20 protein-coding genes and 1 pseudogene are annotated in these 24233 nt (G+C 39.2%); 12 read left to right on the plus strand and 9 right to left on the minus strand.

Going from position 1 to position 24233, the window contains the following annotated elements; genetic code table 11:
* Nucleotides 1-90 precede the first annotated feature (90 nt).
* The 7 genes from gyrA to dnaA form a co-directional block, all read right to left on the minus strand.
* Complete coding sequence (gyrA, locus tag BK581_RS13440; RefSeq protein ID WP_078578639.1) at nucleotides 91-2643, minus strand: DNA gyrase subunit A; 2553 nt, start codon at nucleotides 2641-2643, stop codon at nucleotides 91-93.
* Nucleotides 2644-2871: 228 nt separating this feature from the next.
* The gene (gene gyrB, locus BK581_RS13445; protein ID WP_078578640.1) at nucleotides 2872-4788 is read right to left on the minus strand and encodes a DNA topoisomerase (ATP-hydrolyzing) subunit B; all 1917 of its coding nucleotides are present in this window, start codon (nucleotides 4786-4788) and stop codon (nucleotides 2872-2874) included.
* A 105-nt stretch (nucleotides 4789-4893) separates the two neighbouring features.
* Nucleotides 4894-5157 carry an extracellular matrix regulator RemB gene (remB, locus tag BK581_RS13450; protein ID WP_078578641.1) on the minus strand — a complete coding sequence of 88 codons (264 nt, stop codon included), beginning with the start codon at nucleotides 5155-5157 and terminating at the stop codon, nucleotides 4894-4896.
* A gap of 19 nt (nucleotides 5158-5176) precedes the next feature.
* Complete coding sequence (gene recF, locus BK581_RS13455) at nucleotides 5177-6289, minus strand: DNA replication/repair protein RecF (RefSeq protein WP_078578642.1); 1113 nt, start codon at nucleotides 6287-6289, stop codon at nucleotides 5177-5179.
* A gap of 12 nt (nucleotides 6290-6301) precedes the next feature.
* A complete protein-coding gene (gene yaaA, locus BK581_RS13460; RefSeq protein WP_078578643.1) occupies nucleotides 6302-6526 on the minus strand; it encodes a S4 domain-containing protein YaaA in 225 nt (74 codons plus the stop codon).
* A 566-nt stretch (nucleotides 6527-7092) separates the two neighbouring features.
* Entirely contained in the window at nucleotides 7093-8235 is a 1143-nt protein-coding gene (gene dnaN, locus BK581_RS13465; protein ID WP_078578644.1) for a DNA polymerase III subunit beta, read from the minus strand.
* Between the two features lie 201 nt (nucleotides 8236-8436).
* On the minus strand, nucleotides 8437-9795 hold the full coding sequence (dnaA, locus tag BK581_RS13470) for a chromosomal replication initiator protein DnaA (protein WP_078578645.1): 1359 nt from the start codon (nucleotides 9793-9795) through the stop codon (nucleotides 8437-8439).
* 961 nt (nucleotides 9796-10756) lie between these two features.
* Between dnaA and rpmH the strand changes: the two genes are divergently transcribed.
* The 5 genes from rpmH to jag all read left to right on the plus strand — a co-directional run bounded on the left by rpmH (nucleotide 10757) and on the right by jag (nucleotide 13574).
* Nucleotides 10757-10894, plus strand: coding sequence for a 50S ribosomal protein L34 (rpmH, locus tag BK581_RS13475; protein WP_078578646.1), 138 nt, complete (start codon nucleotides 10757-10759; stop codon nucleotides 10892-10894).
* Between the two features lie 531 nt (nucleotides 10895-11425).
* Nucleotides 11426-11785 carry a ribonuclease P protein component gene (gene rnpA, locus BK581_RS13480; protein ID WP_078578647.1) on the plus strand — a complete coding sequence of 120 codons (360 nt, stop codon included), beginning with the start codon at nucleotides 11426-11428 and terminating at the stop codon, nucleotides 11783-11785.
* An 11-nt stretch (nucleotides 11786-11796) separates the two neighbouring features.
* Complete coding sequence (gene yidD, locus BK581_RS13485; protein ID WP_078578648.1) at nucleotides 11797-12027, plus strand: membrane protein insertion efficiency factor YidD; 231 nt, start codon at nucleotides 11797-11799, stop codon at nucleotides 12025-12027.
* Between the two features lie 132 nt (nucleotides 12028-12159).
* A complete protein-coding gene (spoIIIJ, locus tag BK581_RS13490; RefSeq protein WP_078578649.1) occupies nucleotides 12160-12960 on the plus strand; it encodes a YidC family membrane integrase SpoIIIJ in 801 nt (266 codons plus the stop codon).
* Nucleotides 12957-13574 (plus strand): RNA-binding cell elongation regulator Jag/EloR, encoded by a 618-nt coding sequence (gene jag / locus BK581_RS13495; RefSeq protein ID WP_078578650.1) that lies wholly within the window; start codon nucleotides 12957-12959, stop codon nucleotides 13572-13574. Before spoIIIJ ends, jag begins: the two co-directional genes overlap by 4 nt.
* A 137-nt stretch (nucleotides 13575-13711) precedes the next feature.
* On the opposite strand, the gene BK581_RS13500 is transcribed toward jag, so the two are convergent.
* Both BK581_RS13500 and cudC read right to left on the minus strand, forming a co-directional pair.
* Nucleotides 13712-14605, minus strand: a complete 894-nt coding sequence (locus BK581_RS13500; protein WP_078578651.1) for a glycine betaine ABC transporter substrate-binding protein — start codon at nucleotides 14603-14605, stop codon at nucleotides 13712-13714.
* Between the two features lie 182 nt (nucleotides 14606-14787).
* Nucleotides 14788-15324, minus strand: coding sequence for a choline uptake/conversion transcriptional regulator CudC (gene cudC, locus BK581_RS13505; RefSeq protein WP_078579946.1), 537 nt, complete (start codon nucleotides 15322-15324; stop codon nucleotides 14788-14790).
* A 603-nt stretch (nucleotides 15325-15927) separates the two neighbouring features.
* On the opposite strand from cudC, the pseudogene BK581_RS13510 reads away from it, so the two are divergent.
* The 7 genes and pseudogenes from BK581_RS13510 to BK581_RS13540 all read left to right on the plus strand — a co-directional run.
* A pseudogene (locus BK581_RS13510) lies at nucleotides 15928-16167 on the plus strand (MazG nucleotide pyrophosphohydrolase domain-containing protein); the annotation flags it as partial.
* 643 nt (nucleotides 16168-16810) lie between these two features.
* A complete protein-coding gene (gene mnmE, locus BK581_RS13515) occupies nucleotides 16811-18187 on the plus strand; it encodes a tRNA uridine-5-carboxymethylaminomethyl(34) synthesis GTPase MnmE (protein ID WP_078578653.1) in 1377 nt (458 codons plus the stop codon).
* A gap of 24 nt (nucleotides 18188-18211) precedes the next feature.
* Nucleotides 18212-20122: a tRNA uridine-5-carboxymethylaminomethyl(34) synthesis enzyme MnmG gene (mnmG, locus tag BK581_RS13520; protein ID WP_078578654.1), complete on the plus strand. Its 1911-nt coding sequence runs from the start codon at nucleotides 18212-18214 to the stop codon at nucleotides 20120-20122.
* Nucleotides 20123-20143: 21 nt separating this feature from the next.
* Nucleotides 20144-20860, plus strand: a complete 717-nt coding sequence (rsmG, locus tag BK581_RS13525; protein WP_078578655.1) for a 16S rRNA (guanine(527)-N(7))-methyltransferase RsmG — start codon at nucleotides 20144-20146, stop codon at nucleotides 20858-20860.
* Between the two features lie 327 nt (nucleotides 20861-21187).
* Complete coding sequence (noc, locus tag BK581_RS13530) at nucleotides 21188-22036, plus strand: nucleoid occlusion protein (RefSeq protein WP_078578656.1); 849 nt, start codon at nucleotides 21188-21190, stop codon at nucleotides 22034-22036.
* A 575-nt stretch (nucleotides 22037-22611) separates the two neighbouring features.
* On the plus strand, nucleotides 22612-23373 hold the full coding sequence (locus tag BK581_RS13535; RefSeq protein ID WP_078578657.1) for a ParA family protein: 762 nt from the start codon (nucleotides 22612-22614) through the stop codon (nucleotides 23371-23373).
* Complete coding sequence (locus BK581_RS13540) at nucleotides 23366-24214, plus strand: ParB/RepB/Spo0J family partition protein (protein ID WP_078578658.1); 849 nt, start codon at nucleotides 23366-23368, stop codon at nucleotides 24212-24214. The genes BK581_RS13535 and BK581_RS13540 overlap by 8 nt, the downstream gene beginning before the upstream one ends.
* Nucleotides 24215-24233: the final 19 nt, after the last annotated feature.

Below are 24233 nucleotides of genomic sequence, written 5' to 3' on the forward strand. Positions count from 1 at the left end.
CTAAAATAACAAAATATGAATTAAAAAATGGCTCTCACATAAGTGAGGGCCATTCTTATTCACTGGGTTTTGTCCCAGCCTCTCTATCTATTACTGCTCTTCAGTTCCTTCATCTGATGACTCATCATCATTTTCTAGTGTTGTATCTTCAGTCTCAGAGCTAGTGACGATTTCAGTATCATCCGTCATCTGTTCTTCTAGTTCTTCTTCATCACCATCATCTACATTCACGCGGGCAACTGTGGAGACATACTCTTCATCTCCCACACGAATCAGGCGAACCCCTTGCGTATTTCTACTCGTTTGCGAAATCTCTTCTACGTGCATTCGAATAATAACACCATTCGTTGTAATAACCATTAAGTCGTGATCGTGAGAGACGACTTTAAGGGAGATAAGATTACCATTTTTATCCGTAATATTACATGTTTTAATCCCTTTACCACCACGGCTTTGTTGACGATATTCTTCAGCTGGTGTCCGTTTACCGAATCCTTTTTCAGTGACGATAAGAATATCATGGCCTTCTTCAATAATATCCATGCCAACGACTTCATCATCTTTCTGCAACGTGATCCCTTTAACACCAGCGGCTGTTCGTCCCATCAATCTTACATCATTTTCATTAAAGCGGATCGACATCCCTTTACGAGTTCCGGCAATGAGTTCCTTACTGCCATCTGTTAATCGCACACCGTGCAATTCATCTTCATCACGAAGTTTAATAGCAAATAATCCTCCACGGCGAATGTTAGCAAATGCTTTTAATTCTGTTCGCTTTGAAATGCCATACTTAGTCATAAAGAAAAGGGAATGATTTTCTTTTTCAAAATCAGAAATCGGGATAATCGTACTAATGTACTCACCCTTTTCAATTTGCAACAGGTTAATAATCGGTATCCCTTTAGACGTTCGTTTTTGTTCAGGTACCTCATATCCTTTTATTCGATATACTTTACCTTTATTCGTGAAAAATAGGAGGTGATCATGTGAATTCGTCACGAAAAGGTGACGCACGAAGTCTTCATCATGAGTTCCCATTCCTTGAACACCACGACCACCACGTTTCTGACTACGATAGGTTGAAACTGGTAATCGTTTAATATAGCCATGGTGTGAGACAGTGATAACGACATTTTGACGTGGGATAAGATCTTCGTCTTCCATGCTGTCTTCACCTAAAGTAATGATTGTGCGACGATCATCTTCATATCGGTCGCGCACTTCCATGAGTTCTTCACGTATAATCTCAAGTACTTTTTCGTCATCACCGAGAATAGCTTTATATTCAGCAATTCTCTCTGCTAATTCTTTATATTCATTTTCAATTTTATCTCTTTCCAGACCTGTGAGACGTTGGAGTCTCATATCCAAAATAGCTTGTGCTTGATCATGGGACAATTCATATTTCTCAATTAATCCATTACGAGCAATTTCGGTCGTCTGTGAACTACGAATTAAGCTAATAACATCATCAAGATGATCGAGAGCGATCCTTAGTCCTTCAAGAATATGAGCACGTGCTTCCGCTTTCTTTAACTCATACTCAGTTCGTCTTCTTATAACAACTCGTTGATGTTCTAGATAGTGATATAACGTTTGTTTCAACGAAAGTACCTTCGGTTGACCATCAACGAGGGCCAACATATTAATACCGAAGCTCGTTTGCAATGCCGTCTGTTTATATAAATTATTTAATGTGACATTCGCATTCATATCACGACGGAGTTCAATGACGATCCTCATTCCCGTTCGGTCTGACTCATCTCTTAAATCGGTAATACCTTCAATCTTTTTATCGCGAACGAGCTCAGCAATTTTTTCAATAAGACGCGCCTTATTCACTTGGTACGGTAATTCGTTTACAATGATTCTCGGCTTGCCATTATGCTCCTCAATCTCTGCTTTCGCCCGTATAAGAATGGAGCCTTTCCCTGTTTCATAGGCCCGTCTAATTCCTGATACACCAACAATTTCAGCTCCAGTAGGAAAATCAGGCCCTGGAATATATTCCATCAGTTCAGGAACGGTTATTTCAGGATTTTTACTTAAAGCCAACACCCCATCAATGACTTCTGATAGATGGTGAGGGGGAATATTGGTGGCCATACCTACAGCGATACCAGATGTGCCATTTACAAGTAAGTTAGGAAATCTTGCTGGCATAACAATAGGCTCTGATTCAGACCCGTCATAGTTATCCTGATAATCGATTGTATCTTTATTAATATCTCGAAGAAGTTCCATCGAAATTTTTGACATTTTAGCTTCCGTGTAACGCATAGCTGCTGCTGCATCGCCATCGACAGAACCGAAGTTTCCATGACCATCTACGAGCATGTAACGATAGCTGAAATCTTGAGCCATTCGAACCATCGTTTCGTAGACAGCTGAGTCACCATGGGGATGATATTTACCAATGACTTCACCAACAATACGGGCGGACTTTTTATATGACTTGTCCGCTGTAATACCAAGTTCATTCATAGCGTACAAGATACGACGATGAACCGGTTTTAACCCATCACGGACGTCTGGTAGAGCCCGGCTTACGATGACGCTCATTGCATAATCCATAAAGGATGTTTTCATTTCTTGACTGATATTAATTTCTATCACTCGAGACTGATCTTGATCAGACATGTTTGTACCTCCGTTCACGAAAACCATCTAACCCTTCGTTAAACTTAACTAATCATGTTTTGTTATGTATTGAAGGTGTCGGTTTTTTCGCTATTTTTAACACAGGAACCATGCAGGCCACTTTTTTCCTGCATGGTCATCTATTTTTTATACGGATAGAACATAACTTTAGCTATCCGTTATCAGGTCCCACCTCTTTATACGATATAGACAGTCTTAAAGTAAACATTAGACGTCTAAATTTTTCACGTAATGGGCATTTTCCTGAATGAAGTCCCTTCTCGGCTCAACTCTGTCACCCATGAGTGTTTCAAATACTTCGTCAGCCAGCATAGCGTCGTTTAAACTCACTTGTAAAACGGTCCGCATGGACGGATCCATCGTGGTCTCCCACAGCTGTGTTGGATTCATTTCTCCAAGACCTTTATAACGCTGTAAACCCGGTTTAGGTGTCGGTGAAAGCTCCGCTACAATACGCTCCATTTCTTTTTCATTGTAAGCATAGTGGAGACTTTTTCCTTGTGTTACCTTATATAACGGTGGCTGAGCAATATAAATATAGCCATGTTCGATCAAAGGACGCATGTAACGATATAAAAATGTTAACAATAGCGTACGTATATGGGCACCATCCACATCCGCATCGGTCATAATAATGATTTTGTGGTAACGGGCTTTTGATATATCAAAATCTTCCCCTATCCCCGTACCTAATGCAGTAATAATCGCACGAATTTCGTTGTTAGATAAAATTTTATCAAGCCGAGACTTTTCCACGTTGAGAATTTTACCACGTAAAGGAAGAATGGCTTGGAAATGACGGTCCCGTCCTTGTTTTGCGGAACCACCCGCTGAATCACCCTCAACGATGTACAGTTCACTTATGGAAGCATCACGTGATGAACAGTCAGCTAATTTCCCTGGTAAAGAACTCACTTCAAGGGCTGATTTACGTCGCGTCAATTCACGAGCCTTTTTCGCTGCATCCCTTGCGCGCGAAGCCATGAGCCCTTTTTCCACGATTTGTTTAGCTACGGTAGGATTTTCAGCCATAAATTTCGTCATAAATTCTGAAAATAACGAATCTGTAATCGTACGTGCTTCACTGTTACCAAGCTTTGTTTTCGTCTGTCCTTCAAATTGTGGATCAGGAATCTTAACAGAAATGATCGCTGTTAATCCTTCACGAACGTCGTCTCCAATTAGGTTTGGATCGTTCTCTTTAAATAAGTTATTTTTACGTGCATAGTCGTTGATCACGCGTGTTAAACCCGTTTTAAAGCCCGATTCATGTGTTCCGCCTTCATGTGTATTGATATTGTTCGCAAATGAATACAAGTTGCTCGCAAACCCATCATTGTATTGCATAGCTACTTCAACACTTAACCCCTCTTTTTCTGCCTCTACAAAAATAGGTGGCTCGTGTAATGGCGTTTTTGTTCTGTTCAAATGCTCTACGAAAGATTGAATACCACCTTCATAAAAATATTCAGCAGTCTTAGTGTCTTCGAGGCGCTTGTCTGAAATAAAAATGCGCAGGCCTCTGTTTAAGAAAGCAAGCTCTCGCAAGCGTGTAGCCAATATGTCATATTCAAATTCAGTCGTTTCTGTGAATATATCTTTATCGGGCTTAAAACGGATGATCGTGCCGCGCTTTTCCGTTTCACCGATTACTTTTAAATCTTCTTGGGGAATCCCTCGTGCGAATGCCATAAAATGGACTTTTCCTTCGAGGTGAACTTCTACTTCAAGATGGCTAGAAAGGGCGTTAACAACTGAAGCCCCTACCCCATGGAGACCACCGGATACTTTATAACCACCGCCTCCGAATTTCCCTCCGGCGTGTAGCACCGTCATAATGACTTCGACAGCAGGCCGACCCATTTTTTCATGAATGCCTACTGGTATCCCTCGTCCATTATCTTCAACGGTAATGGAATTGTCTTCTTCGATTGTCACATGAATCGTGTCACAATGACCTCCCATTGCTTCATCGATACTGTTATCGACAATCTCCCACACGAGATGATGAAGACCCCGGCCGCTTGTTGAGCCGATATACATACCAGGTCGCTTACGAACAGCTTCTAATCCTTCTAAAACTTGAATTTGACTTTCATCATAAGAATGTTGTTCAACAGTCAATTTTCTTCACCTGCACTTCTCCTGGCAACTGGCTGCCAAGTAATATGATCATTAGATGTTCATCAAGACAATTTTCAAATAAAATTTATTTTAAAGTGTGAGCATTTAGACGTCCTCTTCTGACAGAACAGTAATTGTTTCTGCCCGACGTTTTAATGTATGAGAGGAAATAGGAGATAAATATATATCCTTTTTAGTGATCACCATTGATTTCGGTGTATCATCAGTCACTCTAATCGTGGCCTTCCGTTTTTTATGATCTTTCATCATCTCTTGATTTTCTTCTGAGAGGTCTTGACTATTATGATCAAGGATGGCAACGATACTTTCTGCCTTTAAAACCATGTCGCCACCTAAATGAATAAACATTGTTTCACATCACCCTTTTTTACTGTATGATCCCGTCAGTCACATAAAATGTGTCAGCTTCTTTCATAAGCTCATGATCAATGCCTCCGACACTTGTCGTCGTCACAAAAGTTTGGACCTTACCTTTTATTGTGTTTAGTAAATGGGATTGGCGTTGATCATCAAGCTCTGAAAGAACATCGTCCAAAAGCAAGATAGGATAATCACCAGTCTTTTCTTTAATAAGTTCAATTTCTGCTAGTTTTAAAGACAAAGCGGTGGTACGCTGTTGGCCTTGTGAGCCGTATGTTTGAATATCTCGGCCATTTACTAATAACGTTAGATCATCTCTATGAGGGCCGATAAGCGTCGTACCACGTTGCATTTCTCTCTCTTGAAGTCCATGATACTGTTCTTGCAAAGTTATCATCATTGTGGACAAATCCATATCTTCTGATACGTGTGAAGAGGGATTGTACACCACGTCTAATTCTTCTTTTCCATGGCTAATTTCATCATGAACTTGTCTGGCCCATGATTGTAGTTTTTCCAAAAACTCATAACGTTTTGTTATGACTTGGGCAGCCGATTGAACCAATTGCTCTGTCATCACTTCTAACATAGTGGCGTCAGCATTAATTTTCCGTTGTTGGACATCTTTTAACCACTGATTACGTTGCTTAAGTACTTTATGATATTGGGATAAATGGTAAAGATAAATATTGTAGATTTGCCCCATTTCCATATCGAGGAACCTCCGACGGACTTGAGGACTTCCTTTGACAAGTGTTAAATCTTCTGGGGCAAACATGACAATGTTGCATGATCCTATATAATCACTTAATCTTTTTTTTTCGATGTGATTAAGCTTCACTTTTTTCCCTTTATTAGAAAACACCACTTCCATGTGAAGTGGTCCATTTCTATTCGTCAAGTGACCTTCAACTTTGGCAAACGGTTGATCCCAGCGAATTAATTCTTTATCACGAGGGGTTCGATGTGATTTCGCCAGGGCAAGTACATAAATTGCTTCCATGAGATTCGTTTTCCCTTGTGCATTTTCACCGAGAATGACATTGACTCTATTTTTAAAGTCAATGGACAACTCTTTATAGTTACGATAGTCCTTTATCGTCAGTGTGTTAATGTGCAAAGGGATCCCTCTCTATTCATCATGATTAGCAATATTAATCGCACCTATCTCATCAATCGTCACACGATCTCCAGGGTAAAGCTTTCTTCCTCTTCGCTGTTCTTCTTCGCCATTTACCCAGACAGGTACCTCTGAAAGGAACCATTTAGCCTGCCCACCCGAATCAATTACAGCCGCTTCTTTTAATGCTTGTCCCAGTGTGATGAATGTATCTGAAATCACAATCGTTTCTTCCAAAATAAAGTCACTCGCTTTCTTTAGATCACTGCTTAACTAACGCACACGAACTATTTCACTCTATATTGTACTAAAAGATTTCAATAAACGCCAATCTGTTTTCAGAAAAAAAAAGTGGATGGGCTCTCAACTCCTTGTTCAAGCTCATTTTTTATTCATGATCTGACTTACCTCAATGTATTTCATCATTCAAAATTTCCCTAATAACTGTGACCTTCATTTCAGATAGACGCTTTCCCAAGGGTTTGTCTTCAGCTAACTCTTGCTCGATAAACCCTTGTAAAAGTGCTCTTCAGACTGCGGTTCATCCTCAGGTTATCGCTGTCTTACGTTTCAGCCACTTTTCACATCCGGATATCAAATGGCATTTATTTCATATTATTCTTTTCGTTACTTTAACAACATCATTTTGAAATTGAATCCATTTAGGTAGCTATAAATAAATTATCCCCTCTTATATTTAGTTGGGGATAATGACTTACAGTTCCCTATTTTAACAAACAAATTGAAAAGACTTCCGCCTTAGACTGTACGGCGAAAGTCTTTAAACTCAACTATTTTGGCATCTAGTACGTTCTCACTGGAGAGAACAGATGTAGCATGTGATCACGATCAGCTGGTTTCATAACAAATGGACTCATAGCACCAGTAAAATCAATGGTAATCTCAGTTGATTCAATAACTTTTAACGCATCTATGAGATTTTTGCCGTTAAAAGAAATTCGCAATTCTTCTCCTGAGTAGTCAAGTGTATGAACTTTCTCTGTAACTTTTCCAACTTCTGGTGTCACCGATGTAATTTCGAGTTCTTTATTTTCTATTGTTTTAACATTTACGACATTATTTTTTCCCTCTCTAGAAAGGAGAAGCCCTCGTTCAATGGCAGCTAATAGGTATTTAGACTCCAGTTTCACACTAGTTTTTGAATGGTTAGGAATCATATTTTTAGTTGCAGGATAATTCCCGTCTAATAAACGTGAGAAAAACAAAAGGTTTGTCGATTTAAATAAAATTTGATTATCTGTCACGATAATATCAATTAATTCATCCGTATCATCAATAATTTTACTTAATTCAGACAAGCTTTTCCCTGGAATGACAACATTTGAAAAAGCCAGTTCTTCAGAGTTCGTTTCCACTTTTGCGTGGCGCATAGCTAAGCGATGGCTATCCGTAGCCGTGCAAGTTAAAATACCATCATCAATAGCCCAATGGATACCAGTCAAGATTGGACGCGTTTCCGCAGTGGAAACCGCAAAAGCTGTTTGCCTAATTAAACTTTTTAGTAAATCTTTAGGCATTTTAAATACGTTGTCTTCTTCAATTTCTGGGAGGCGAGGGTATTCAGCCGGATCAAGACCATTTAAATTAAAAACAGAGTCACCAGATGTTAGGCGAGTTAAAAATTGGTCTGTAACCATTATTTCTAAAGTATCTTCAGGTAGTTTTTTAACAATTTCAGCGAAGAACTTTGCATTTAAGACGATTGACCCTTCTTGCTCAATTGTAACGAGTTCTTGATCATCTATTTCTTTAGGAATAAATGATTCAATCGATATGTCAGAATCGCTCCCCGTTAATGTAACACCATCGTAAGAAGCTTCAATTTTGATTCCTGTCAAAACTGGAATAGTCGTTCTGGAAGAAATAGCTTTTGAAACATGTTGTACGCTTTGAACGAACTGATCTCGTTGAATAGTAAATTTCATTTTCTCTTCCTCACTTTCTTTTTAAAATAGCTTGTATATTAACAGTCTATTAGTTAGTTATTCTTAATAAAAAATATAGTAGTTATCGTAGTAATACCTGTGATTATGTGGATAAGTGTAGAAAAACTGTGAATTTATTAGTTATCCACCTGTGGACAAGCTGTGTATAAACTCATGAAAATTATACACAGTTTTCACACCTCATGAGCGTAATTGATCTTTGATATCTTGAATTTGTTTTTGCAATTCTTCGTCTGTCGTGAAAAGTCTAGAGATTTTTTCATGAGCATGGATGACAGTGGTATGGTCCCGCCCACCAAATTCATCACCGATTTTAGGGAGGGAATTGTCTGTCATCTCTCGAGACAAATACATCGCAATTTGTCGCGGATAAGCAACGGTTTTTGTTCGCTTTTTTGCTTTTAAATCATCAACTTTAATCTGAAAAGTAGCAGCCACAGATTTTTGTACATCCTGAATCGTAATTTTTTTAGGTTTTGAGTTTGGAATAATATCTTTTAGTGCCACGGCAGCTAAGTCTGCATTCATATCTTGATTAATTAGTGACGAATAAGCTACAACACGAATGAGAGCCCCTTCAAGTTCTCGAATATTTGTATCGATTTGGTTTGCAATATAAAGCATGACTTCATTTGGAATATCAAGGTTTTCTGCTTTTGCCTTTTTACGTAAGATGGCAATTCGAGTTTCTAGGTCTGGCGGCGTAATATCCGTTATTAATCCCCATTCAAATCGTGAGCGTAACCGATCTTCAAGAGTAGGTATTTCCTTTGGTGGCCGGTCGCTTGAAATGACAATTTGTTTTCTTTCTTCATGGAGGGAATTAAATGTATGGAAAAATTCCTCCTGTGTCTGTTCTTTTCCCGCTAGAAATTGAATATCGTCTATTAAGAGTACGTCCACATTTCGATATTTATTTCTGAAATGGACTGCTTTATTATCTCTAATAGAATTAATAAACTCGTTTGTGAATTTTTCAGATGATAAATAAACGACTTTAGCATCTGGGTTATGGTCGATAACATAATGACCGATAGCGTGCATTAAGTGCGTTTTTCCAAGACCAACGCCACCGTAAATAAACAGAGGGTTATACGCTTTTGCCGGAGCTTCTGCGACTGCAAGTGAAGCGGCATGAGCGAAACGGTTACCGCTTCCGATTACAAACGTATCAAATGTATATTTAGGATTAAGCATATGTTTTGGCATTTCTTCATTTGCTGTTACTTGAGGTTTAGGTGCTTGTTTGGCTTTTTCAAAAAGCTCTAAATCATCATTCTTGTCTTCTTTCGGTAAAATGAATCGAGCTTCTAACTCAGCACCCGTTAATTCATGCAATGTTTCTGTAATAATGCCAAAATATCGGTTTTCAAGCCAATCTCGGGCAAATTCATTGGGGGCAATAACAGTAATTGTGTTAGAACTTTGATCAATTGAATCCGCTTTGGTGAATTTAAACCAAGTATCGAAGCTAGGTTTACTTACTTTATCTTCAATTTTTATTAAGGCTTGTTCCCATAAATCATTTAAATTTTCCAATCCTTGACCCTCCTTTGCCAGTTACTGTTACACAACAGAAAAGCGAACTCATCAAATGAATTCGCTGCTTGTACAACGAATGTATAACCAAAATGAATGAAACTGAATAAATATGCTTGTGTAAAAACTGTGAATAAACATTATATAAGAAGAGAGACAACATGTACACGATATACACAAATCTGTGGATAATGTTACACAGAGAGTTGAACAACTATCCACAAAGTTGTTAACAGTTGTGGATAGTTTCTATTTTAACACAGGTTTTCCACGAGAAAAAACAACAATATAATATCAAATAAATGAAGTGTTGACAATAGGTCCAAGAAGTTATCCACAGCATTCAAGGGGTTGTGGTTGAAAGTTGTCCACATCACAATATCCTGTGTAAAAGCTGTGAAGATGCTTGTGGAAACGTGTAAAAAAACGACAAAATTTGTCCACAGGTGAGGTAAAAAGAAATAATAACTTTTTTAACTAAGGAAAAATAGGTATAAAACGAACCTTCAATTAATGGGCTTTTCCCACTGATTGGGCGTTGCGTGAATCTGGACATTAGCGTCCGTAAGTAAGTTATCTCTCGCCTAAATAGATTTTATTTGGAGCAGGGAGTTTTATGGACGGTTACTTGTGATACAACTAATAGCGATTTGTATTAAATGATTCTTCTTAGTGATAAATATTGTGGATATCTTAGTTAATTGCAGTGGGTCATTTAAATTTTTAAAAAAGATTCTACATATTTTAAAATGTGTGGAGATCCAAGGGACAAACAGTTCTTGTCCTTTAGAATGTATTGAATAGTATGGTGGGGACTTGACATAAAAGGCCCTGTTTCTTATAATTTACAAGACTGTCTAACTCGGTTAAGTGCAAAGGTAACTAAAATACCACATACGGGTAACCAGACTTTTATAACTTCAGATAATGTATGAATTATCATCCTCAGGAGGTGGAATAGATGGGTAAACCAACATTTAATCCAAACAATCGTAAGCGTAAAAAGAATCACGGCTTTCGCGCACGTATGGCAACTAAAAATGGTCGTAGAGTGCTAGCAAATCGTCGTCGTAAAGGAAGAAAAGTGCTATCTGCTTAATGAGGCCGCTTTCTAGCGGTCTTTTTCTCTGTAAGACAGACCGTTTTTAAAAATGCGCCAAAAGACACCTATCATCATTAGGGGAGACACCAGATCACGACTTTATCTTTCAAAAGAAAAAGGGGCTGATCTGGTTTTCTTTTTGTAAAGCATGGGGATGGTTGTTTTTTGATAGTTCTTATTAAATTTAGGGAGCATGTAAGAGACTACATAAAACGAACCTTTCAATCAGTGGGCGTTTTCTTCTTTCTCCCACTGATTGGTCGTTGAGCGAATCAGGATCTTAACGTCCATTATCCTAAATAGAATTTATCTCTGCTCTCTATTTTGACGTAGGAGTTTTCCGGGCGGTTATCTGTGATAAGTGAAGAGTTTAACGGACTAAGTGTCATTAAAAGATGAGAGGTTAATTGTCATAAAGAGAATGGCGATATGCACAAAATTTCTTTATAATGTAGGTTAGGTTAAAATTGTTCTCTCGTTTGATAAGGAATAGTGTAGAAGCTGGCGAAACAAGATGAGGTGCAATAAATGAACAAAGAATACCGTTTGAAGAAAAATGAAGAATTTCAACATGTTTTTCAACGGGGGAACTCTGTCGCTAATCGACAGTTTGTAGTCTACCAAGTAAAAAAAACAGAGCAAGACACAATTAGGATTGGCTTGTCAGTTAGTAAAAAATTAGGGAATGCGGTTGTCAGAAATCGTATTAAACGTCTCATGAAAGAAAACCTTAGAGGATTTGTCTCGAGCCTTCACCAAAATCGAGATGTGGTAATAATTGCTCGTCATCCGGTTGCGGAGATGACGTATGATGAGATCAAGAAGTCATTAAATCATGTGTTAAAAGTAGCCAGGCTGTTTAGAAACAACAGGAATATGAAAGCCTGAGGTGAGATAACATGAAATGGGTGTTAATCGGGCTGATTAAATTTTATCAACGGTGGATTTCACGTTTTACACCGCCAACGTGCCGTTTTTATCCGACTTGTTCTCATTATGGAATTGAAGCGATCAGCCGTTTTGGTATTCTTAAAGGGGGGTGGCTTACGTTGAAGCGTATTTTAAAATGTCAGCCTTTTCATCCGGGGGGATTTGATCCTGTTCCAGAAAAAAAGAAGAAAGAATCGTAAGCGAACACATGTATCCGGTCACTCTCATAAGGTTTATCGGTTTTGTGAATCAGCCATACTGGTGATAAACTTTTGTAGGATGACGTCATTATAGATTATATAAAAGCAGGAAAAGAGATAGGAGGACATAGAGTGGCAAGGAAATTAGGCTTAATGTCGCTCTTGATCGGGCTTATGGTCGTTATGACCGGGTGTTTTAACATTGAAGAACCGATTAGAGCAGAAAATGATGGGATATGGGATTCGTTCTTTGTTTACCCGTTATCGTGGTTGATGACAAACGTAGCAGAGGCGCTAAATAATAGCTACGGATTGGCAATTATTATTGTAACGATTTTACTTCGTATTTTAATATTGCCATTAATGATCAAGCAAACAAAGAGCACTAAAGCAATGCAGGCCCTTCAGCCTGAAATGAAGGAACTTCGTGAGAAATACAGTGCGAAAGACCAGCAAACACAGCAAAAGCTCCAGCAGGAAATGATGGCGCTCTTTCAACAGCACAAAGTGAATCCGTTAGCTGGTTGTTTCCCAGTGTTGATTCAAATGCCAATTTTAATTGCATTTTATCATGCAATTATTCGAACACCACAGATTAATCCAGACGTGGATCCAAGCTACACAGGGGCACCACAGGATTTTCTATGGTTTGAACTCGGTTCATCAGATCCGTACTATATTTTACCACTTGTTGCTGGTGCAACGACGTTTATCCAACAAAAAATGATGATGGTACAGGATAATCCACAAATGCGGGCGCTTATGTATATTATGCCTGTTATGATTATTGCATTTGCTGCATTTTTCCCATCAGCATTAGCATTGTACTGGGTTATCGGTAACTTATTTATGATTGTCCAAACTTACTTTATTACAGGTCCAAATGTAGGTAAAAGTAAAGAGGCCAACTCAGGAGGAGCGAAGACCAAGTGAAAAAGGTGACTGTATCAGGGAAAACGGTAGAGGAAGCGGTTGAGTCAGGGTTAGAAAAGTTGGAAGCTACATTGGAAGACGTTGAATATAATGTTCTGGAAGAGCCACAAAAAGCATTGTTTGGCCTTCTTGGCGGAAAACCAGCTGTTATCGAAATGAAAGTAAAGCCCGATCCCTTGAAGGAAGCACTTGTATTTTTACGGGAAACGATAGATAAGATGGGTGTTTCCGCTTATGTGGAACCTGAAGAGCGTGAAGAAGGGACTTACTTAAATATATCTGGCACTGATATTGGCGTGTTGATTGGCAAACGAGGACAAACACTTGATTCATTGCAATATCTTGTTAACCTTGTGGCCAATCGTGAGTCAGATAATTACGTACGGTTGTATTTAGACGCAGAAGGCTACAGGGAGAGACGTAAAGAAGCATTAGTCACGTTAGCGGGGCGGCTTAGTGAAAAAGCTGTTCGTACAAGACGGGAAGTACGTTTAGAACCAATGAATGCCCATGAACGTAAAATTATTCATACGGCTTTGCAAAATGTCCAAGGTGTATCAACGTACTCCGATGGGCAAGAGCCCCATCGACGAATTGTTGTCGTACCGAAGTAATTCTCATCCATCCACAGATTCAGTCATCTTTAGATATGGTCAAAAGAAAAACTAAAAGAATGAGCTAAGAAGTTCTTATATTAAAAGCCTTAAGCTAAGATACTTTAGCTTAAGGCTTTTAAAGTGGTTAAACCGGCTTAGTCGATGTTTTTCCATTCTTCTACACGATCTTGGTTCTCATCGATCCAGGCTTGGGCTGCTTCTTCAGCAGAGAGGTCATTTTCGGCCATATCCAACATAACAGCGTTCATATCTTCTGCGTCCCAATAGAAATTATCTAATACTTGGTATGCTACAGGATGGTCCTCCTCTAAACCTTCTCGCACCATAGTACGAATCTCCTCTTCTTCAGCGTATATACCTTGAGGGTCTTCTAAGAAATGGATGTCATATGAATTAAACTTCCAGTGTGGTTGCCATGCTGTTACAACAACAGGCTCTTCATTAGCAATGGCCGCATCTAGTGCCGCAGTCATTGCAGCATCTGAGCTAGGGACGACGTCAATATCTAAGTCATATGCTTCGATAACATCCTCTGTAGCAAGCATAATACCTGCACCAGCATCAATGCCAATAATTTCATCCACCACATCAGAAGAAAGGTCATCAATACTTTCAATATTCATATAATCCGGTACAGCAAGGCCTGTACGATTCCCTTCAAGGTTAGGACCGAGATCCACTAAGTCGTCACCGTATTGTTCATACTCAGACGCCATGTCTGATGGTAGCCATGCACCAACAAAACCGTCAGCATCCCCTTCAGCTACACTTATCCACATCGGTGCTTGTTCTACTACTGTAAGTTGGACATTGTAACCCATCTCTTCCAAAACGAGGCCAATTACGTTTGTGGATGCCAGTTCCGAATCCCACGCTACGTAAGTTAGCTCAATTTCTTCACCTTCGGGATCATAAGCGTTGTGGTCATCGGCTGATCCTTCGTCATTTCCCCCGCAAGCTGACAAGAATAGTACTGTGCTTAAAGAAAGTGAATAGATTGCTGTTTTGCTTAAATGATGGTTTAACATAAGTTCCTCCTAAGTTTTAATTGAAAATTTCCAATATTCCGAATTTTATAAAGCGTATACAACCCCGATCTACCAAATGACTGTTCATAGATAGTTAGGGCGTATATGGTTTAAATGAGATGCACCATTACAATCTTCAGGTTACTCGCATGACTAAATACAGATTATCTCTTACATAAATGCTATTTCTCTTCATTCACTGGTGGGTAAAACGGGATGATTTCAAAGATTTCTCCTGTTTTAACCATAGCAGCTAAGCGTTGAAGCCAGTAATAATATGGCTTCGAGCCTTCGAGAACATCGTATATTTCTTGAGCTTCCTGTTTTACCTCATCAGAAATGGATTCTGACTGAATAATTGATAATAATTGTTCTTGGGCAGTGCGTATTGCCTCGAGATTTAAATCCACTTCCCTTTCCCATTTATGACTAAAGAAGTTCGAGAAAAAGCGGAAGAAATCACGTTCTGCTACATACGTATGTTTTCGTTGTCCCCGTCGAAACGTCTTTTTGACCACATTGAAATCTTGCAGTTTTTTAACCCCGGTGCTCATGCTAGGCTTACTCATACCAAGCTTGTCCCGCATTTCATCCAATGTCATATCGCCTTCAAAGTACATCGTTCCGTAGAGTGATCCTGCACTTCGGGTCACCCCATAAAGATCCATTGTCTCTGCAAGAGAATCAATCACTAAGTCTTTTGCATCAGCAATTGTCATACGCGCATCGTCATCGTGAAATTCGGCCAATCGATAAGACCTCCTTTCAATTACATTCAAATTTTTAAAAATAGTGTTTACATTGTATATGGTACTGATATTTTCTGAGATGTAAAGGGGGAGAAAATTCTAAAACCGTGTCAATCCATTGTCACGTAAAGTTTAGAAAGTTTTTTAAAAAAATTTTTAACAAACTTAATATTACTTAAATTAAGTTTTTATCACAGATAACCGTCCATAAAACTCTCGTCTCAAAATAGAAAGCAGAGGTAAATCTATTTTGACGGGACCTATTGGACGGTTATAAAGTGGCAAAAAGGAATTTTTCTTTAAACCAAGTTCTCTTTTCTACTTAATGGAGTCGATTTTATAATGATGTTTTTAAAGCAATAACAAGAATAATATGCAAAAGGTTTTATTTAATATGTGGATGATAAAAAGTGACCTAATCGTAAAATAGCCACTTCCTGAGGATTGAGCACAGTCTGAAGTGAATATCACAGTCATTGTTCGAATTTTGACATTCATTGATTCAATTAGATCAACAATAGTAGATTCGCCATACATGTAGCCAATTCTTGTTACAATTTAAAGAGGTTAAACGAAACGGGAGAAGTGGCAAGAGCTATCAGAGCTTTAGAAATTGGTAGAGATAGGCCGGATGAACAGACAGGAACAGCAATACAACAAAAACAAGAATTAGTAGAGGAGCTAGGTGATGTATTAGGTAATATTATTATTATCGCAAATAAATATGACATAGCGCTTGAAGATGTTTTTCAATCCCACCGTAATAAGCTAGAAAAACGTTATAACAGTAACGAAATCATCATCAATGATTAGTCATCCTACATATGCTAGTGATCGTTAACGGAATAGTAAAAGTAATCGGTAATGGAAGTCTTTGCAAAAGCCGAGAAGATAAATGCCTACTGCTACCTATAAATGAGCCCTCTCATAATTGCTGTTTCAGAGAAGTCTCTTTGAATAGAGAGTGGGGGCCTGAGTTTAATAGTGAGCGTTTTTCCATTGAAGTAAACGTTAAGTGGATAGAGGGATGATACAATACCTCAAAATCAATGTGCATAAGTAGGGCCTACATAGGTTATCCACATGTGGATAAAAAGAGACTTGAAGGTATTATTTTTAAAAAAGTGTAATTCTCGCTTTGTTAAGGGTAATACTGAGCACTGATAGATCCAATGGACTAGGTCAAAGAGTTTATAAGGGTTCCCTTACATAAATCCCCACTGGAAATGAAAGTTTTTTATAACGAACAAGATGGTGTTTTTAAGTTAAGAGGAGAAAGATCAAAACCTAGGCGGTAAAAAAGGATATATCTCTTCCATGAAAGGGAATAGTGTGGTATTCTATTTAGTTGGAATCACAAAAAAAGTGCTTTCGACATTAATAGGTAAAAATATCCTTTATTTTCATATAAATGAGGCCAAAGAGTGACAAACGATTAGAAAGGAGGGGTGTCATAATGGAAATGGACACAATTGCAGCTATTTCAACCCCAATGGGCGAAGGGGCAATTGGGATTGTTCGTGTGAGTGGGCCAGATGCGTTTAATATTGTAAACCGGCTTTATCAAGGAAAAAAACCATTGATTGAGGTAGACTCACATACGATTAACTATGGTCACCTCATTGATCCATTAAGTAGCGATATTATAGAAGAAGTCATGGTGTCTATTTTAAAAGCACCACGTACGTATACGAAAGAAGATATGGTAGAAATTAATTGTCATGGTGGGCTTATTTCCGTTAATAAAGTGTTACAGCTTGCATTAAATGAAGGTGCTCGATTAGCCGAGCCTGGTGAATTCACAAAACGTGCGTTTTTGAATGGTCGTATTGACCTTTCTCAGGCAGAAGGGGTTATGGACTTAATTCGGGCCAAGACGGACCGAGCTATGAATGTGGCGATTAATCAAGTGGAAGGGAAGTTATCCAAGCGTGTTCAAACGCTTCGTCAGGCCTTACTAGAGACTGTTGCCCATGTAGAAGTGAATATTGATTACCCTGAATATGACGCTGAGGAAATGACTTTGGAAGTCCTACAAGAAAAAGCGTCTTATGTTAGCTCAGAAATCGATCGCTTGCTGCAAACGGCTCACCAGGGGAAAATACTGAGGGAAGGGTTATCAACGGTGATTATTGGTCGCCCGAACGTTGGTAAATCATCCTTACTAAATAATCTCGTTCACGAAAATAAAGCGATTGTAACCGACATACCTGGGACGACACGAGATGTCATTGAGGAATACGTCAATGTCCGTGGTGTGCCCCTTCGTTTGTTAGATACCGCTGGGATACGCCAAACAGAAGATATCGTGGAGAGATTAGGCGTTGAACGATCACGTAAAGTCGTAAACGATGCTGAACTCGTTTTACTTGTGCTTAATTATAATGAAGAATTAACAACGGCTGATGAAGAATTGTTCCAGCTTTCTGAAGGCCGTGATACAATCATTATTGTTAATAAGACCGATTTACCGGAGAAAATCGATATGGAAAGAATTCAGTCATTGGCTGGCTCACGTCCAATTGTCACCACATCATTATTAAAAGATGAAGGTGTAGATGAATTAGAAGAGGCGATACGACACTTATTTTTTGCTGGTGATTTAGAAACGGGTGATATGTCTTACGTGTCAAATTCTCGGCACATTGCTTTGCTAACGCAAGCGAAAAAGACTATTGAAGAAGCACTTGGGGCAGTGGAAGCTGGTATGCCGATTGATATGGTTCAAATAGATATTACGAAAGCGTGGGAATTACTTGGTGAAGTCATAGGAGAGAGTGTCAGTGAAAGTTTGATAGACCAATTATTCTCTCAATTTTGTTTAGGAAAATAGATATGAAAAAAGGAGGTTCGTATGATGAGTTATCATGGTGGAGAATTTGATGTGATTGTCATCGGAGCGGGGCATGCCGGAGTTGAAGCAGGGCTTGCATCCGCTAGAATGGGTGCGAACACATTAATGTTAACGTTAAATTTAGATGCTGTAGCATATATGCCGTGTAACCCGTCAGTTGGCGGGCCAGCAAAAGGAATAGTCGTAAGAGAAATTGATGCATTGGGCGGGGAAATGGCTCGTAATATTGATAAGACGCATATTCAAATGCGAATGTTAAATACGGGCAAAGGCCCGGCTGTCCGCGCATTGCGTGCTCAAGCGGATAAATTCACGTATCAGCATGAGATGAAGCAAACGATCGAAAATACGGAAAATCTGCTCCTTCGTCAAGGAATGGTTGAGCAGTTAATTGTTGAAGATAATAAGATTCGTGGTGTCGTGACACAAACGGGAGCGGCATACCATGCCAAATCAGTCATCGTCACTACGGGCACATATTTGCGTGGGAAAGTGATCTTAGGTGATCTTGCTTATGAGAGTGGGCCGAATAATATGAAGCCCTCTGTCAATTTATCTTATCATCTTCAAGAACTTGGTTTTGAAATGGTGAGATTTAAAACAGGTACACCGCCACGAGTGAATGGTCAAACGATTGATTACGAGAAAACAGAAATCCAGCCTGGAGACGACATACCAAGGGCATTTTCTTATGAAACCACATCGTTTATTACAGACCAACTTCCTTGTTGGTTGACCTATACCAATGAATCAACTCACGAACTTATAAATGGTAATTTAAATAGGTCACCGATGTATTCTGGTATGATAGAAGGGACAGGGCCGCGATACTGCCCATCAATAGAAGATAAAATTGTACGGTTTAATGATAAACCACGTCACCAAATTTTCCTTGAACCGGAAGGGCGTAATACACAAGAAGTCTATGTCCAAGGTCTTTCAACGAGTTTGCCAGAAGACGTTCAACACGAGATTTTAAAAACAATTCCTGGCTTAGAAAACGTTCGTATGATGCGTCCAGGCTATGCAATTGAATACGATGCTATCGTGCCGACGCAATTGTGGCCGTCGCTTGAAACGAAAAAAATTGAGGGATTATTTACGGCAGGTCAAATTAATGGGACGAGTGGCTATGAAGAAGCCGCTGGACAAGGGCTAATGGCAGGCATTAATGCTGCGAGAAAGGTGCAAAATAAAGAAGCACTTATTCTTGATCGGTCAGAAGCGTATATTGGTGTGTTAATTGACGACCTTGTGACAAAAGGGACCAATGAACCGTATCGACTACTCACATCTCGTGCAGAATACCGGTTATTGCTCCGTCACGACAATGCCGATTTGCGTTTAACAGAGAAAGGGCACAACATCGGGCTTATACCAGATGAGAGATATGCCGCTTTTGTTAATAAAAAAGCCGCTATTGTAGCAGAAATAAAGCGATTAGAAAAAACGATTATTAAAGCAGATGAGGAAGCGAAGAAAGTCGTCGAAGAAGCGGGTTCGGCCCCAATGAAAGAAGCGGTAAGTGCTGCGATGCTATTAAAGCGACCGGAACTAACCTATGATCATGTGGCACGGCTTGTACCTGCAACAGAAAAAATAGATGCAGATGTAGCCGAGCAAGTGGAAATTCAAATTAAATATGAAGGTTATATCTCTAAACAAATGGAGCAAGTAGAGCGGCTGAGAAAAATGGAGAATAAAAAGCTACCGGAAGATTTGGATTACATGGCGATTAACGGGATTGCGACAGAAGCAAGACAAAAACTAGCAGAAGTGAGACCGCTCTCCATTGCCCAAGCCTCAAGAGTATCAGGTGTTAATCCATCAGATGTCTCGGTATTACTTGTGTATATGGAGCAAGGGCAGTTAAAAAAAGTAGCGCATGAGGAACCGACAGAAGCATCGGGCTAATGGATGAGGTGAACATGGAAGATGAATGAAGGCCAGTTTAAAGAAGCTCTAGAACAGCAAGGGATAGCGTTAAAAGAAGAACAAATGACGAAATTTCAACGGTATTACGAGATTCTTGTTGATTGGAATGACCGTATGAACTTGACCGCTATTACAGATAAGGAAGAGGTCTATTTAAAGCATTTCTATGATTCGATCACCGCTGCGTTCTATAAAGACTTTACGGAGCCGCTGACGATAGTAGATGTAGGAGCAGGAGCGGGGTTCCCGAGTCTCCCGCTTAAAATTTGCTTTCCACAGATTAACGTGACGATAGTGGATTCTCTTAATAAACGTATTACCTTTTTAAATGCACTTGCGTCTGAGTTGAATTTAAAAGGTGTGTCTTTCTATCATGACCGTGCCGAGCAATTTGGGAGAAAAAAAGATCATAGAGAACAATATGATATGGCCATTTCTCGCGCGGTCGCGAGATTACCTGTTTTAACAGAACTTTGTTTACCTCTAGTAAAAAAAGGGGGACAATTTATTGCCATGAAAGGGGCAGGTGCTTCTGAGGAGCTTGAAGATGCCAAAAAAGCGATACAGATCCTTGGTGGTGACGTCACACACACACACCAATTTCAGCTCCCGATAGAAAAAAGTGAGCGGTCGATTATTAACATTAGGAAAGAAAAAGCGACCCCAAAAACCTATCCGCGTAAACCAGGAACACCGAATAAACAACCAATATGTTAATAAATCACCCTTTACTGATACGTTTTCAATAGATAGTAAAGGGTGATCTATTTAGGAATTAACTCAAGACCCGTTCAAATTAGGATGTGTAAATTTACCCAATCGATTATTTTTTTATAGATGAAATGACATTTCTCACGTATACTTAAAGATGGAAGTAAAATGTGCCAATAATAAATGAAGATGTAACACCTGCTTTCCTGCTAAATGTTTCACGTGAAACATACTAGCTATTTTGGAACAGCGTAACGAGGTGTTATAGCCCTTTCTATATAATGTGTATATTTGATAAATTAGATTGGGGAGTTTTCTGAAGGTGGTGTCGCCATGAAACAATCATTTTCAAAGCTATTTGGATTAAATGAGAAAAATGAAGGAATAGAAGACAATGTCATAAGTGAAACTGAGGAAGTGAAACAGCTTCCTGTTGCCGACATTGTTCCAAACCGATATCAGCCACGAACAGTTTTTCATGATGATAAAATAGATGAGTTGGCGCAAACGATTAAGACTCATGGCATTATTCAACCAATCGTGGTAAGAGAACGCAACGGTAGATTTGAAATTATTGCTGGGGAGCGTCGGTGGCGGGCAGTGACCAAACTCGGTTGGGAACATATCCCTGCTGTCATTAAAGATTTGGATGATACGAAGACGGCTTCAGTAGCATTAATTGAAAATCTTCAGCGTGAAGGATTGACGTCAATTGAAGAAGCGATGGCTTATGCCAAATTGCTTGAGCTTCATGGCTTAACTCAAGAAAGTTTAGCGCAACGTCTCGGGAAAGGCCAATCGACCGTTGCTAATAAATTAAGGTTATTAAACCTTCCAGCATCGGTTCAAGATGCCCTGTTAAATCGACGTATCACTGAAAGACATGCGAGAGCACTTATCGGCTTAAAAGATAAAGAGAAGCAAGAGAAAGTGTTAGAAAAAGTCATTGAGCAGGAACTCAATGTTAAACAAACAGAGGAATTGATTGCGAAATTATCTGAAGAGGCGCCTAAGAAAAAGCGAAAAGCGATACGGAAAGCTGTTTCTAAAGATACCCGTCTTGCCATGAATACCATTCGAAAATCAGTAGATATGGTTGCACAAACCGGCATGACTATAGATACAGACGAAGAGGAACACGACGATTTCTATCAATTTACTATACGAATCCCTAAAAAGTAAGTCACGAAGAGCCGTTCCGCATACCCGTGCGCTAGCGGCTTTTTCAACGGCTAGACGGTTCATAAATACTATCATGAACAGGGGAGGTGCATCGAGTTTGTTAGATAGCTTATTTCATCCTCCTCCCTCGGCCATGTGTGCGAAGGGGTTTCACAGGCGAACTGAGAACGAGACCCTCTGTAAAATCGACGTAATTTTTATGTTGAAAACGAAACGTATAGAACAGTCGGGTAATATATAGGACAACTTCGTCCTATATTTTTAAAATAGCGTAAGATTTTTAATGTTTTTCAGAAACGATTTTAACTATTCGTCTCATTTCGTGATAGAATAAAAGATATGATTAAAAAACGAAAAGGGACGTACTCTCACAGGGCATAAAAGCAGGCTTTATTTGTACGTTACGACGTAGCAAGCCTGCTCTATTTAAGTTCGTTTTATAACGAATAACTTTAGATAAACGAGACTTTGTTAATTATTCTGAAACTGGTCATAATCAGTGTTTAGACAAATTGAACACATGTCTCATGTAAAGTAATGTAAAAAACAGCGTATGCAGTTAGGTAGGTGACAAGATGGGGAAAGTCATAGCCATCGCAAATCAAAAAGGTGGAGTCGGCAAAACGACAACAGCAGTGAATTTGAGTGCGTGTCTCGCTCATGAAGGAAATAAAGTCCTTATTATTGATATTGATCCTCAAGGGAATACCACAAGTGGCATTGGCATAGATAAAGGCGATATTGATGAATGTATCTATAACGTTCTTGTGGAAGATCAAAAGGCAAGTAAAGTTGTTGTGCCCACTGTTATGGAAAATTTATTTATCGTGCCTTCAACGATACAACTAGCTGGTGCGGAAATTGAGCTAGTTCCAACGATTTCGAGGGAAGTTCGTTTAAAGCGAGCTATAGATAGCATTAAAGAAGATTATGATTATATCGTGATTGACTGCCCACCATCATTGGGTCTTCTCACCATTAATTCATTAACCGCATCCGATGCTGTCCTTATTCCGGTTCAATGCGAATATTATGCATTAGAAGGTCTTAGTCAATTATTAAACACGGTCCGTCTCGTACAGAAGCATTTAAATCATGACTTGGAAATTGAAGGTGTGTTATTAACGATGCTCGATGCTCGGACAAATTTAGGCATCCAAGTTATTGAAGAAGTGAAAAAATACTTTCGGGAAAAAGTGTTTCAAACCATCATTCCAAGAAATGTCCGCTTAGGTGAAGCGCCGAGCCATGGCGAACCTATTATTACGTATGACCCTAAATCGCGTGGGGCAGAAGTGTATTTAGATTTAGCGAAGGAAGTGATGGCTCATGGCTAGAGGGCTTGGGAAGGGAATAGGGGCTTTTTTCCCTGATGCGACAGAAGAGCAAGAAGGGAAAATAGAAGAAATTAAAGTAAGTGATTTACGTCCTAATCCTTATCAACCGCGGAAAACATTCGAAAAAGAAGCCATACAGGAGTTAATGTCTTCTGTTAAACAGCATGGTATTTTACAGCCACTTATTGTTCGTAAAAGTATTAAAGGCTACGAAATTGTGGTAGGAGAACGACGTTATCGTGCTGCAAAGGAAGCAAAGCTTAAAGTTGTACCTGCTGTGGTTAAAGAGTTATCTGAAGACGAGATGATGGAAATTGCCCTTATTGAAAACCTCCAACGTGAGGACTTAAATCCTCTTGAAGAAGCAAAAGCTTATCAAAAATTGATGGAGCATTTGCAAGTGACACAAGAGGATTTAGCTAAACGATTGGGGAAAAGCCGCCCGCACATTGCAAATTATGTGCGATTACTACAGTTACCACAGCTAGCTCAACAGTACCTCTCAGAAGGGAAGTTATCAATGGGGCATGCAAGAGCCCTGCTAGGTCTAAAAAATAAAAAACAATTAACACCTTTGATTCAAAAAGTGTTAAAAGAACGGATGAGTGTTCGCCAGTTAGAAGAGTGGATTCAACGATCAAATGAAAATGTTTCACGTGAAACATCAAAGAAGAAGCTCTCCCCCTTCTTAAAAGAGAAAGAATCAACTTTAAAAGCTTTTTTTGGTACGAACGTTCAAATTAAAAAGGGAAGAAAAAAAGGAAAGATCGAGATAGATTTCTTTTCTGATGAGGATTTACAGCGCATATTAGAACTCCTCCATCAGTCGGAAGACGAATAAGGTTTTATACCTGCTGACC

The organism is Salipaludibacillus agaradhaerens (assembly GCF_002019735.1).
GTDB lineage: Bacteria > Bacillota > Bacilli > Bacillales > Salisediminibacteriaceae > Salipaludibacillus > Salipaludibacillus agaradhaerens.